9 protein-coding genes are annotated in these 12,318 nt (G+C 70.5%); 3 read left to right on the top strand and 6 right to left on the bottom strand.

Translation table 11 applies throughout. The features are described from left to right. Positions 1 to 130: 130 nt before the first annotated feature. The gene (locus tag OG226_RS47190) at positions 131 to 1,018 is read left to right on the top strand and encodes a Gfo/Idh/MocA family protein (RefSeq protein WP_329352679.1); all 888 of its coding nucleotides are present in this window, start codon (positions 131 to 133) and stop codon (positions 1,016 to 1,018) included. A 25-nt stretch (positions 1,019 to 1,043) separates the two neighbouring features. Here the strand turns inward: OG226_RS47190 and OG226_RS47185 are convergent, their stop codons facing one another. From OG226_RS47185 to OG226_RS47175, 3 genes are all read right to left on the bottom strand, one after another. Then, positions 1,044 to 1,394 (bottom strand): hypothetical protein, encoded by a 351-nt coding sequence (locus tag OG226_RS47185; protein WP_329352678.1) that lies wholly within the window; start codon positions 1,392 to 1,394, stop codon positions 1,044 to 1,046. A 135-nt stretch (positions 1,395 to 1,529) separates the two neighbouring features. Further along, positions 1,530 to 2,420 (bottom strand): GNAT family N-acetyltransferase, encoded by an 891-nt coding sequence (locus OG226_RS47180; protein WP_329352677.1) that lies wholly within the window; start codon positions 2,418 to 2,420, stop codon positions 1,530 to 1,532. Between the two features lie 254 nt (positions 2,421 to 2,674). Next, positions 2,675 to 5,095 (bottom strand): GH92 family glycosyl hydrolase, encoded by a 2,421-nt coding sequence (locus OG226_RS47175; protein WP_329352676.1) that lies wholly within the window; start codon positions 5,093 to 5,095, stop codon positions 2,675 to 2,677. A 371-nt stretch (positions 5,096 to 5,466) separates the two neighbouring features. Between OG226_RS47175 and OG226_RS47170 the strand changes: the two genes are divergently transcribed. Both OG226_RS47170 and OG226_RS47165 read left to right on the top strand, forming a co-directional pair. Further along, on the top strand, positions 5,467 to 6,669 hold the full coding sequence (locus tag OG226_RS47170; protein ID WP_329352675.1) for a beta-1,3-glucanase family protein: 1,203 nt from the start codon (positions 5,467 to 5,469) through the stop codon (positions 6,667 to 6,669). Between the two features lie 44 nt (positions 6,670 to 6,713). After that, positions 6,714 to 7,829, top strand: a complete 1,116-nt coding sequence (locus tag OG226_RS47165) for a PP2C family protein-serine/threonine phosphatase (RefSeq protein ID WP_443066964.1) — start codon at positions 6,714 to 6,716, stop codon at positions 7,827 to 7,829. Between the two features lie 39 nt (positions 7,830 to 7,868). Here OG226_RS47165 and OG226_RS47160 read toward each other — a convergent pair whose 3' ends face one another. From OG226_RS47160 to OG226_RS47150, 3 genes are all read right to left on the bottom strand, one after another. Then, positions 7,869 to 10,118: an MMPL family transporter gene (locus OG226_RS47160; RefSeq protein WP_329352673.1), complete on the bottom strand. Its 2,250-nt coding sequence runs from the start codon at positions 10,116 to 10,118 to the stop codon at positions 7,869 to 7,871. Between the two features lie 91 nt (positions 10,119 to 10,209). Then, a complete protein-coding gene (locus tag OG226_RS47155) occupies positions 10,210 to 10,650 on the bottom strand; it encodes an Lrp/AsnC family transcriptional regulator (protein WP_019056942.1) in 441 nt (146 codons plus the stop codon). A gap of 23 nt (positions 10,651 to 10,673) precedes the next feature. Next, positions 10,674 to 12,023, bottom strand: a complete 1,350-nt coding sequence (locus OG226_RS47150; RefSeq protein WP_328685667.1) for a transaminase — start codon at positions 12,021 to 12,023, stop codon at positions 10,674 to 10,676. Between the last annotated feature and the right edge of the window lie 295 nt (positions 12,024 to 12,318).

Here is a 12,318-nt window from a genome sequence, read left to right as displayed (position 1 = left end):
CTCGGTCGGCGGGCCAGGTCGCGGTAAGGGCTTGCGCACCCGCCCCGTTCATATGGCACGCTCACCGGCGACCGGCCGGTCGGATCGGGTCCGGTCTCGTCACCAGGTTCGACCGTGGAAAGGCACCGCTATGCGCATCGGACTGCTCGGCACCGGCCCTTGGGCCCAGATGGCTCACGCCCCCGCCCTCAGTGGGCACGACGCGTGGGAGTTCGCGGGCGTGTGGGGTCGCCGCCCCGACGCCGCCAAGGAGTTGGCCGACCAGTACGGCGTGCCGGCCTACGACGATGTCGACGCCCTGCTCGCGGACGTGGACGCCGTCGCCGTGGCACTGCCGCCTTCGATCCAGGCCGAGTTGGCGGTGCGGGCCGCGCGGGCGGGTCGGCATCTGTTGCTGGACAAGCCCCTCGCGCCGACGGTGGAGCAGGGGCGGGCTGTGGTCGACGCGGTGCGGGAGGCCGGGGTCGCGTCGGTGGTGTTCTTCACCACCCGCTTCCAGCCGGAGACCGAGGCGTGGATCGCCGAACAGGCCGCCGCGGAGGGCTGGTTCACGGCTCGGGCCGAGTGGCTCGGCTCGGTGTTCACCAGCGACAGCCCGTTCGCGGCCTCGCCCTGGCGGCAGGAGAAGGGCGCGCTGTGGGACGTGGGCCCGCATGCCCTGTCCGTGTTGCTGCCGGTCCTCGGTGATGCACGGCGGGTGGCCGCCGCCGTGCGGGGTCCCGGAGACACGGTCGTGCTGGTCCTGGACCACGTCGGCGGTGCGTCCAGCACGCTGACGCTGAGCCTCACCGCGCCGACCGCCGCGGCGGGAGCCACGGTCGAACTGCGCGGCGCGGCCGGGGTGACCAGCCTTCCGGACAGCTCGGGCGACGCGGTGTCCGCCCTGGTACGGGCCGCCGACGCGCTGAGCGAGGCCGTACGCACGGGGCAGCCGCACGCGTGCGACGCGGTCTTCGGGCAGCGGGTCACCGAGATCCTGGCCGCGGCCGAGGCGATGGTGGACAGCGAGCCTGTCTGATCGGACGCTCTGGTCGGTCGCCTGGTCACTCGCCACCGGGCGGCTCCTCGTCCTCGTCGAACGGCTCGTCGCTCCACCGGAACCAGGCCCGCTCTCCCTCGATGTGCAGCAGGAACTCGGGCACGGGCCCGTCCGGACAGGTCAGCGTCACCTGTCGGCTGATCTCGTCGTAGGCCTCCTCCCACCGTGCCCAGTGCCCGTCGTCGTCCGCCTTCGTCAAGGCCAGTTCCCGCGCGAACAGTTCCTCTACGTCACCGAACCCCGGACCGGCGGTGAACTTGCCCGACAGCCACGGGAAGTCGGCGTCGTCGATCAGGATCTCCCCGACCGACTCCTCGCCCCTGCGCACCTGCCACACCTCGCCGACGAACCCCATGCCCGCCTCCATCCCGCCGTAGATCGACCTGCCGCCAGCATGGCACCCGGCACTGACAGTCGGCCCGGAACTGATGACAGCCCGGGCCGACCGCCTTATGGCCCTACGGATCTACGAATCGACGCGCCTACTCGCCTACTCGACGAAATGGAAGCTGGCCCGCTCACGGATGACCGGATAGCCGACCTTCGCGAAGTGCGCGGCCATCGGGAAGTTGCCCTGGTCCGTCGCCGCGGCGATGAACTCGGCGCCGCGCTCTACGAGGAAGTGGGTGCACTCGGCCAGCAGGTCGCGGGCGTAGCCGTGGCCGCGCTGTTCCGGTACGACTCCGATGAAGCCGATGCAGGGGCCCGACGGGTTGTGGGCCGGAATGTGGACGCCCGCGAGGTCTCCCTCGGGGGTGCGGGCGATCTGCCACCACTCGCGCGGGGACGGGCACCAGCGGAAGAAGTCGATCTCCTCCTGCGCGGCCTTGTCAACTCCCCCTTCCCGGATGGCCCGTTGGGCGTGGGCGTCGAGGGTGACGGAGTGGATGCGGCGCAGGGCGTCGAAGAACACAGCGTCGTCCGGTTCGGGGGCGAAGACCAGGCGGCCGGGGCGTTCGGGGAGGCCGCACTCCGGGGTCCATCGGTAGATGAAACGCTCGACCAGGAGGTCGTAACCGGCCGCGCGCAGGGCGGTGAAGCGTGCCTCGGCCGCCGCGCGGTTCTCGGGGTTGTCGCGCCAGCCGGCGGGGAGGTTCAGTTCCACGTCGACGCGCCAGGGTGCGCTGCGCAGGAGTTCGGCCCCGGCCTCCTCCTCGCCCTCGATCAGGTCGAAGCAGTCGACGGCGAGGGGTTCGGTGTCGTTCGGGCCGCCCCACCAGGCGGCGCGTGCGACGACCGTGCCGTCGCGGAGGGCCACCCGCTGCCGGTCGGGCCGCCAGGTCGTCAGGCGGTGTTGGGCTCGGGCGCCGAGGGCGTCGGGAAGGGTGTCGAAAAGGTGGGCGTCGCTCTCGTCGAGCGTGCGAATGACCAGATCGGTCATGGGGTTTCCTCCGGGAGGGGTGCTGCGTGGAGCGCTCCCGGTCAGGTCAGGCGAGGCACGCCGGGTCAACGGGGAGGGAGCGCTGGGGTGTTGTGAACCTCATGGCACTCGCCTCCTTCCGCTGGTCTCAGGGCGTGCAGGCACACGGTAGGCGGTTGATCTCCCGGCCGTCCACCGTATTTTCGGGCCGGCCCGGCGGAGCGGGACTCCGCCGGGCCGGTGTGCGTCACCTGGTGTGCGTCACCCGATGCGCATCACTTCGGCAGTTGTCCCGGGTCGGTCCCCCAGCTCGTGTTCGGTTCGGTGGAGAGCCGGAAGTCCAGCCTGCCGCCCTTGAGCGTCAGGCCCGCGCAGGTCCACGCGCGCGTGAGGTCACGGCCGTCGAGGCGTACGGCGTCGACGTACTGGTGGGTGTCGTCGGCGTCGGGTGCGGTGATGACGATGTCCGTGCGGCCGGGCCGGTCGACGACCGCCTTCGGGAAGAGCGGTGCGCCGAGCAGCAGGTCGGCGCTGCCCGGGGTGCGGGGATAGATCCCGAGGGCGGAGAGGACGTACCAGGCGGACATGGTGCCGAGGTCGTCGTTGCCGGGTAGGCCCTTGGGGCCGGTGCCGTAGGCCGTGTCGAGGATCTGGCGGACCGTCGCCTGGGTCTTCCAGGGTTGTCCGAGGGAGTCGTAGAGCCAGGGCGCGTGGATGTCGGGTTCGTTGGTCGGGTCGTAGCGCAGCGCGTCGCCGCCGCGGACCGACCAGGCGCCGTCGGCGGTGTGGAAGAAGCCGTCGAGCCGGGTCGCCGCCGTCTCACGGCCGCCCATCGCCTCGGCCAGGCCCTGTACGTCCTGGGGGACCATCCAGACGTACGCGGCGGCCGAGCCCTGTGCGAAGCCGAGATCGCTCGCCGGGTTGAACGGGCCCACCCAGGAGCCGTCGAGGTTGCGGGCCTGGATGTAGCCGGTGGCGGGGTTGAAGGCGTTGCGCCAGTAGGCGCCGCGTTCGGTGAAGGTCTTCGCCTCGGCGGTACGGCCGAGCAGTTTCGCCCACTGTCCGAGGGCGGAGTCCGCGACGGCGTCCTCCAGGGTCTCGGCGGCGCCGCCCCAGCAGTGGCAGGCGTCCTGGGCTGCGTAGTGGGAGGTCGTGTACTGGGCGAGATTGGGGCGTTGGCCCACGCACTGGCCGGGGCAGCCGGCGTCCGAGAGTTCGTCCGGGTTGGGGACGGTGGCCTGGTGGACGAGGGAGTCGAAGGCGCCCTTGTAGTCGAAGTTGCGGACGCCCATGGCGTAGAAGGTGGCCAGGGTCGCGGCGGTGGGGTCGCCGGTCATGACGTGGGTGGCGCCGCTGATGTGCACCCAGCGGTCCCAGATCCCTCCGTTCTGTTTCGAGAAGTTGTAGAGCGATTGGGCGAAGTCGCCCGCGACGGTGGGCTTGAGGAGGGCGAGGAGTTGGATCTGGGCTCGGTACTGGTCCCAACCGGAGAAGTTGCTGTACTGCGCCCGCTGCCCGCGAGCGAGTCGGTGCACGGCCTGGTCCATGCCCCAGTAGCGGCCGTCCTCGTCACTGATCAGGTTGGGCTGCATGAGGGCGTGGTACAGCGCCGTGTAGAAGGTCTGGCGGCGGGCGGGGGTGCCGCCGTCGACGCGTACGGTGCTCAGTTCGCGGTCCCACGCGCGGGCACCGGCTTCGGCGACGTCGGCCACGCGCGCGTGCGGTGCGATCTCCTGGCGCAGGTTGGACTCGGCTCCCCCGAGGCTGACGTAGGAGATGCCGATCCGCATGCGGACATCGTTGTCAGAGGTGGTGTCGAAGCCGACCCAGCCGCCGGAACCGCGTCCCGCGCGGTCGGCACCGGTGGCGTAGCCCTCGCCTCCGGAGGCGGTCGTCGACCCGGGTGACACGGTGCTGTCGTGCCAGGTGCCGACGGAGGAGAAGGCGCGGTCGAAGGAGGCGCTGAAGTAGAGCTTGTAGTAGCTCTTGCGGTTGTTGACGCCGCCGTTGGCGCGGCGACCGCAGAAGGCGCCGGTGTACACCCACCCGGTCACCTTCTGGTGGACGGTGTCGATGTCGATGTGCGCATCCTGGCTGCCGTTGAGGGAGTTGGAGACGCGGAAGAGCAGGCTCGCCGGGCGGTCGGCGGGGAAGGTGAAGTCGGCGACTCCGGCGCGCTTGCTGACGGCGAGGTCGGCGGTGGCGCCGGAGGCGAGGCCGAGGGTGTAGCGGCCGGGGGTGGCCTTCTCGTCGGCGTGCGAGAAGTTGGACGCGTACACGGCGTCCTTGGTGTCGGCCGAGGGGGACGAGGTGACGTCGCCGACGAACGGCATGATCGGTACGTCGCCCGCCGCGCCCGGGTTGCAACCGGCGCCGTTGACGTGGGTGAGGCTCAGGCCGCGGATGCGGGTCGCGCCGTACTCGTACCCGTTGGCGGCGCCCGTGCTGGTCTGGTCGCCGGTGGTGCTGGTCGGGGACCAGGCGATCATGCCGTACGGGAGGGTGGCGCCCGGGTAGGTGTTGCCGCCGTTGGAGGAGCCGATCAGCGGGTCGACGAGCGCGGACGGCCGCTCGGACGGGCCGCTCACCGCGGCGGGGGCGGGGAAAGGGGCAGCCGCGGCGAGCGCGGTCGTGACCGCCACGGCCGCGACTCCGACGCCGAACCGTCTTGCCGTGCCCAGGAGTTGGTGACGCATGCGTCAAGTCGCCTTTCGGGGAAGGGACATGGGGAGAGATACAGGAAGGCACATGGGGCCGAAGTGACAGGGGGCGTCGTGAGGCTAGGAGGCCGCGCGATGGGAGGGAAGAGGCTCCCGGGTACGGGTGGTGAAGTACGGGTGAACGCTTCGCCGGGCGCTTAAGTGATCCTTAAGTGCGGGTTAAGCCACCCATCCCGCCACGTCTGTGCAGGTCAGCACGGTGGCGACTTCCCGCAGAACCGTTGGCTCAACCCCTGGCCGTGCGTAACATCGGGCCTCGGCGGCGGTGTCGGCGCTCGCTGTGAGAGCGCTCTCAATGCGTCGGCACCGTCGCTCCGAACAGTCCGACTCGCCCGGAGGTCCCCCACATGACTCCCCGTCACCAGCGCACGCTCGGCCGCCGCAAGCTCCTCTTCACCCTCGCCGGTGCGGCGGTGGCCGCCCCAGCCGTCGCGGCGCTCGCACCGCACGCCCTCGCGGACACCAAGTCCACGGAGACCAGAGCCGATCAGGCGGGCGCCCTCCCGCTGACGCTGGTCAACAACAGCGGCTCGTTCGACAACGCCGACGTGCACGTCTACGTCGTGGGAAACGTGGACGGCAAGCAGGTGCGGGTCACTCCCGACGGGACGATCGCGCCGATCGCGCTCTCCGACAACGGTGCCGACGGTTTCACCGACTACGCGATCACCCTCGACTCCGGTGCGGAGACGACCATTTCGCTCCCGTACCTTTCGGGCCGCATCTATGTCTCGCTCGGCGCGAAGCTCAGGTTCAAGGCCGTGGCGGACGGCAACGGCGACCCCGCGTTGCAGTACCCGGCCGGGTGGGTGACGTCCGACCCCAACTACGAAGTCCTGCACGACTGCGCCGAGTTCACGCACAACGCGTCAGGCATGTTCTGCAACACGACGATGGTCGACATGTTCAGCGTGCCCCTGAGCATCCGGCTGACCGGTGCGCAGGACCAGACGACGGGCACCCTGCGCGACGGCGGCCGGGCGTCGGTCTTCGACGCGGTACGGAAGGTCGAGGCGTTCGCCCCGCTGGTCGTGGGCGACACGCGGGTGATCGCGCCGGGGCACGGGCTGGACGCGGGCCTGTTCGCCGCGGACTACTTCGCGCCGTACATCGACCAGGTGTGGAGCACGTACACCGGCAAGGACCTCACCGTCACCACGAACGCGGGCGCCTTCACCGGGCGGGTGCGCGCCGGCCAGTTCACCTTCACCGGCCCGGCCTCGGTCTCGTTCGCCAAACCGTCGACCCGGGACGTGCTGTTCTGCGACGGCAACCTGGCCGCCCCGAACGACGGCACCACGGGCCCGGTCGCGGCCGTCCTCGGCGCCGGTTTCAACCGCTCGACGCTCCTGTCGAACCCCGCCCAGCCGACCATCGACGCATCGAGCTTCTACGCCACCGACCTCACGAACCACTACGCGAAGGCGATCCACGCGGCGACCGCCGACGGCAAGGCGTACGGCTTCGCCTTCGACGACGTGGCGGACTTCGCGTCGTACGTCCAGGACACGGCGCCCACGGGGATACGGCTGACGCTCACGCCGTTCTAGGCGCTCGGCGTGCGGGGCCGGTCCCGCCGTAGGAGCGTGGTGGTGTGGGAAAGGTGCGCGTGCCGTCGTTCCGCCGGGTCCGGGAGCCGGCCCGGCGGGGGTGGCTTCGGGGCGCGCCGGCGCCGCGGTGGGTGCGAGTGCTGCCGGGGGCCCTGGTCGTGGGCGTGGGCGTGGCGACGCTGGTCAGCCCGCACTCGATCGACATCGGCTTTCTGCTGGGCGCCATTCCGCCGCTGGCGGGTCTGTCGTACGGGCCGCTCGCGACCGCGCTGATGGGCGGGGCCACGATCGGGCTGCTCACCGTCCCCGCGTTCCATCTCAACGATCCCGGTCAGACCGATCTGCTGACGGTCCTGTTCGTCGCGGTGCTGAGCGTGTTCGTGTCCTTCGTGCGCAGTCGCCGTGATGCCCAGCTGGATCTGGAGCGGACAGTGGCCGAGGCGGCGCAGCGGGCCGTCGTGCCGCCGTTGCCGGAGCGGGTGGGGCCGGTGGGGTGCGTGGGGCTGTATCGGGCGGCCCAGCGCGGGACGCTGGTCGGCGGGGACTTCTTCGACGTGCGGGACGGGCCGTACGGCGTGCGGGCGGTCATGGGCGATGTGCAGGGGCACGGGCTGTCGGCCGTCGCGACGGTGGCGTCCCTGCTGGGGGCGTTCCGGGAGGCGGTGCTCGATCTGCCGGACCTGGAGGCGGTCGCGGCGCGGCTGGACCGGCGGCTGGTGGTGGACTCGGCGCGGTCGGCGCACGCGGAGCTGTTCGCCACGGCGGTGCTGCTGGAGTTCACGGCGGACGCGGACGCGGTGCGGATCGTGGCCTGCGGGCATCCCTCTCCCGTGCTGCTCCGCGCGGGCCGGGTCACGGAGATCGACGTCGAGGCGTGGACGCCACTCGGCCTCGGGCTCTCCGACGCCGGTCCGCTGAGCGGGGTGAGCCTCCAACTGCGGCCCGACGACCGGCTGTTCCTCGCCTCCGACGGGGTGTGGGAGGCACGGGACACGGGCGGCGCCTTCTACCCCTTCACCGAGCGGCTCGCCCAACTCGGCGACGGGGAACCGGCCTTGATGGCCGAGCGGGTGTGGGCCGACCTCCTGCGGTACTCCCCGGAGATCCGGGACGATGTGACGATGCTGGTGCTCACGCCCCGGGCCCGACCGGTCAGCTGATGAAGACGCACACCCCGGACGCCGTACGGGAGTTGAGGCTCACGCCTGCTGCTCGTGGTCGCCCTCCGCGTCGATGTGCGGCAGGATCCGGTCCAGGAAACGGGGTGTCCACCAGGCGTGCCGGCCCAGCAGGGTCATGACCGCGGGCACCATCAGCAGCCGTACGACCGTGGCGTCGATGAGCACGCTGACGGCGAGGCCGAGGCCGAGCATCTTGACCACGATGTTGTCGCTGACGACGAAGGCAGCGAAGACGCTGACCATGATCAGCGCGGCGCAGGTGATGACGCGCGCGGTGATCTCCAGGGCGTGGGCGACCGAGGCCTCGGCGTCGCCGGTCCGCAGCCAGGCCTCGTGGACGCGGGAGAGCAGGAAGATCTCGTAGTCCATGCTCAGGCCGAAGATGATCGCGAACATCATCATCGGGACGTAGCTCTCGATGGGGACCTTGCCGGAGACGCCCAGCGCGGGGCCGCCCCAGCCCCACTGGAAGACGGCGACGACGACGCCGTAGGAGGCCGCGATGGAGAGCACGTTGAGGACGGCGGCCTTGAGGGCGACGAGGAGGCCGCGGAAGACGGCGAGGATGATCATGAAGGCCAGCGCGACCACCACGCCGATGATCAGGGGCAGCCGGCTCGACACGATGTCGCGGAAGTCGACCTGTGCTGCTGTGGTGCCGGTGACGTAGCCCTTGGCGGTGGTGCCGGAGACCGCGTCGGGCAGCGTGTTGTGGACCAGACGGTTGGTGAGGTCGGTGGTGTCGGCGCTCTGCGGGGACTGCTTGGAGTAGACGGTGCCGACGAGGACGTCACCGTCCTTGGTGGTCGTCAGCGGGGTGACCTTGGCGGCGCCCTGCACCCCGTCGAGGGTCTTCTGGGCCTGGCTGGAGAGGTCCGAGCGCTGGGAGGTCGGGACGCCCGTCTGGTCGATGACGATGGTGAGCGGGCCGTTGGAGCCGGGCCCGAAGGCGTCGGTCATCAGGTCGAAGGCGCGGCGGTCCGTGAACGAGGTGGGGTCCGCGCCGTCGCCGATGTGGCCGAGCTGGAGGGAGAAGACCGGGATCGCGAGGACGACGACGGCCGCGACACCCGCCGCGAGGAACGTCCACGGCCGGTGTTCCACGCGCTGCGCGTACCGGTGCCAGGTGCCCGTGGGTTCGGTGCCCGGCGCGGCGTCGGTCTCGGCGACCGGGCGGCGTACCCGGTAGCGGTCGATCCGCTTGCCGAGGAGCCCGAGCAGGGCGGGGACGAGCGTGAGCGCGCCGATGACCGCCGATACGACCGTCACGGCGGCGGCGAGCCCAAGTTTGCCGATGAAGGGCACGCCGGACACGAACAGTCCGGCCAGCGCGATGATCACCGTGCAGCCCGAGACGAGCACCGCCCGGCCGCTGGTCGCCGTGGCCTGTCCGGCGGCGCTCACAGGGTCGGAGCCGTTCATGAGGTTCTGCCGGTGCCGGGTGATCAGAAACAGGGCGTAGTCGATGCCGACCCCGATGCCGATCATCGTCGCGAGGGTCGGTGACACCGTCGCGAAGGTGAAGGCCGTCGCCAGCAGTCCCAGGCACGCGAGTCCCCCGATCACGCTGATCAGCGCGGTCACCAGGGGCATCGCGGCGGCGACCACGCTGCCGAAGCCGATCAGCAGGACGACGATCGCCACGGCGAACCCGATGAGTTCGCTGATCCGGTCGTTGGCGGCGGGCCGGGCCAGCTCGCCGAGCGGTCCGCCGTACTCGACCTGGGCGCCGGCGGCACGCAGCGGCTTCACGGAGGTGTCGACGCCGTGGAGGTAGCCGTCGCCCAGAGTGGACGGCTGGATGTCGAAACGGATGGTGATGTACGCGGTCCTCGCGTCGGAGGAGAGGGGGCCGACGTTCGGGCCGGTGGACGCCGGTGGCTGCGTTCCGGGCTGTGGCAGCGGGTTCTGCACCGACAGGACGTGCGGGAGTTTCTGCAGGTCGCCGACGGTCTCGGACATCTGCGAGTTCAGGGAGGTGAGCTGCTTGTCCTTGTCGTGCAGGACGATCTGGCTGCTGTAGCCCCCGGCCGCCGGGTCGTGCTCCTTGAGGACCTGCAGACCGTGCTGGGACTGCACACCGGACAGCGAGAAGTCGTCCGAATAGTCGCCCCCGAAGGACCTGTTGAGGACCTGGAGCGCGGCGAGAGCGACGAGCCAGGCGACGATGACGATGACGAAGTGCCGGGCACACCACTCCCCCAGACACCTCAGCATCCCCTTGGCAGCCGTCCGGCCGTCCCCTGCGCTGGATTCCGTGGGCGCCATGGCCTCGGCCTTTTCCGCCGGGTGACATTTCCGACATCCCCATTAGACGCCTGTGCGATCACTCCGGCATCTTGAGCTTCTTGGGCGCGCGTCAGCCCACGTCCCACAGGAACCGGTGCGTGTGGATGCCGAAGTACGGGAACGACCGGACACTCCGCACCCCTTCGATCGGCCGCACCACGTCGTTGACGAAGTCGAGCAGGTCCCGTGGTCCCGGGGTGACCACCTCGGCGAACAGATCGAAGCCGCCGGAGGTGAGCACGGAGTACACCACCTCGTCGCGCAGGGCGAGTTGGTCGGCTACGGCACGCGGGTCGCCGTCCACCTCGATGCCGAGCATGGCCATGGCCTGCCCGCCCATGGCCATCGGGTCCGTCACCCCGACGACCTGAACCGCCTTGGAATCCAAGAGGCGTTGGAGCCGCTGTCGGGCGGCGGACGCGGACAGCCCGACCTTCGGTCCGAGGTCGGCGTACGCGATACGTCCGTCGGTCTGCAGCTCGCGCAGGATGGCCCGGTCGATGTCGTCCACGTGCTTGTCCCCAACTCCTTGTGTCAGTAGGCCAGTTCGGCGAGTGCGTCGGCGAAGACCCGGGTGTGGGTGTCCACGTCCTGCTCGGTGGTGTCGGGGCACATCAGCGCCATGCTGTGGAACGGGGTGAGCAGGATGCCCCGGTTGGCTAGGTAGAGGTGCAGGAAGTCCTCCAACTCCGGGTCCCCGGCGGCTTCGGACTCGGTGCCGGTGCGCGGCGCCGGGGAGGCGAAGCGGTACTCGCTGCGGGCGCCGAGGCGGCTCACCGTCCAGGGCAGGGCGTGGGCGTCGATGCCCTGCTGCACGCCGGCCGCGAAGCGTTCGGACAGCTTGGCCATGTGGGCGAACGCCTCGTCGGTCAGGACGTGTTCGAGCGTGGCGCGCATCGCGGCGACGGACAGCGCGTTGCCCGCGAGGGTGCCGCCGACGCCGCCCATGTCGATCAGGTCGAGATCCGCGCGGCCGAGCAACCGGTCGGCGAGTTCGACGGAGAGGCCGTAGGCACCGGCCGGGATGCCCCCGCCGATCGCCTTGCCGATGGTGAGCATGTCGGGTTCGAGATCCCAGGCCGCGGTGCAGCCGCCCGGGCCCGCGGAGAACGTGTGGGTCTCGTCGTTGATGAGCAACGTGCCGTATTTCCTGGTCAGTTCGCGGACGGCGGCCAGGTAGCCGGGCTCGGGCAGCACGATGCCGATGTTCGTGAGCGCGGGTTCCATGAGGACGGCGGCGACGTCGCCGTGCGCCAACTCCCGTTCCAGCTGGGCCGGATCGTTGAACTCGGCCACACGGCTGGTGAGCGTGACATCGCAGGGGGCGCCGACGTTGCCTGGGCGGGCGGTGCCGTGGCCGTCCGGTCCGACGACGATGAGCGACTCGTCGACGCTGCCGTGGTAGCTGTAACTGTTCACCAGGATCTTGGAACGGCCGGTGACGGCCCGGGCGAGCCGGATCGCCCAACGGTTGGCGTCCGTCGCGGTCAGCGCGAAGCTCCACCGGGCGGGCCCGAACCGGCGCGTGAGCTCCGCGCCGACCCACTCGGCGTCCTCCGTCGGCAGCATCGCCGTGGCACCGCCCTGTTCCGCGAACCGCCGCCGCACCGCCTCTGCGACGACGGCCGGCGAGTGCCCGGCCATCGCTCCGGTGTCACCGAGGCTGAAGTCGATGTACTCGTGACCGTCGATGTCGGTGACCCGGGCGCCCCGGGCGGTGTCGAGGTAGCGCGGAAAGGCTCCGGCCGTCTTGTTCATCCAGGTCATCGGCACCCGCCCGAAGAGATGCTCGGCACGCGCGTAGGCAGCCTTCGACAGCGGGTTGAGCCGCTCGGCGTCGGCGCTCTCACGGGCGAGGAGGTCCTGCAGGCGGGTGCGGTCCATGGGGTACCTCGGTGGCGTCGACGACGGAATGTCCGGACCATATGACCGAAAGGGGCGAGGAGACAAGGTTTTGCCGCTGAATCATTTGTGATGACGATCGATTCACGCTCTCGTTCCGACCCGGCATAGAGACATTCACTCAACTCTCCTTTCCCACAGGCCATTTCAGACACTTGCCACAGAAGCAAACAGAGGCCGGTCAGTTTCGAAGGGAAGTCCTGTTACACCGTGCGAGAGCGGTCGATGACGGTGTGTACTGTGCTGCGGGCGCCCCGCCTGAGGGACCGGAACTCAG

The organism is Streptomyces sp. NBC_01261, from assembly GCF_036226385.1.
Classification (GTDB): domain Bacteria; phylum Actinomycetota; class Actinomycetes; order Streptomycetales; family Streptomycetaceae; genus Streptomyces.
The sequence above is the reverse complement of the archived record's forward strand: the minus strand, read 5'-3'. Positions and strand labels throughout refer to the sequence as shown.

Coding starts and splice junctions, on each gene's coding strand:
- OG226_RS47190 (WP_329352679.1), top strand. CDS start 131: ATGCGCATCGGACTGCTCGGCACCGGCCCTTGGGCCCAGATGGCTCAC.
- OG226_RS47185 (WP_329352678.1), bottom strand. CDS start 1,394: ATGGGGTTCGTCGGCGAGGTGTGGCAGGTGCGCAGGGGCGAGGAGTCG.
- OG226_RS47180 (WP_329352677.1), bottom strand. CDS start 2,420: ATGACCGATCTGGTCATTCGCACGCTCGACGAGAGCGACGCCCACCTT.
- OG226_RS47175 (WP_329352676.1), bottom strand. CDS start 5,095: ATGCGTCACCAACTCCTGGGCACGGCAAGACGGTTCGGCGTCGGAGTC.
- OG226_RS47170 (WP_329352675.1), top strand. CDS start 5,467: ATGACTCCCCGTCACCAGCGCACGCTCGGCCGCCGCAAGCTCCTCTTC.
- OG226_RS47160 (WP_329352673.1), bottom strand. CDS start 10,118: ATGGCGCCCACGGAATCCAGCGCAGGGGACGGCCGGACGGCTGCCAAG.
- OG226_RS47150 (WP_328685667.1), bottom strand. CDS start 12,023: ATGGACCGCACCCGCCTGCAGGACCTCCTCGCCCGTGAGAGCGCCGAC.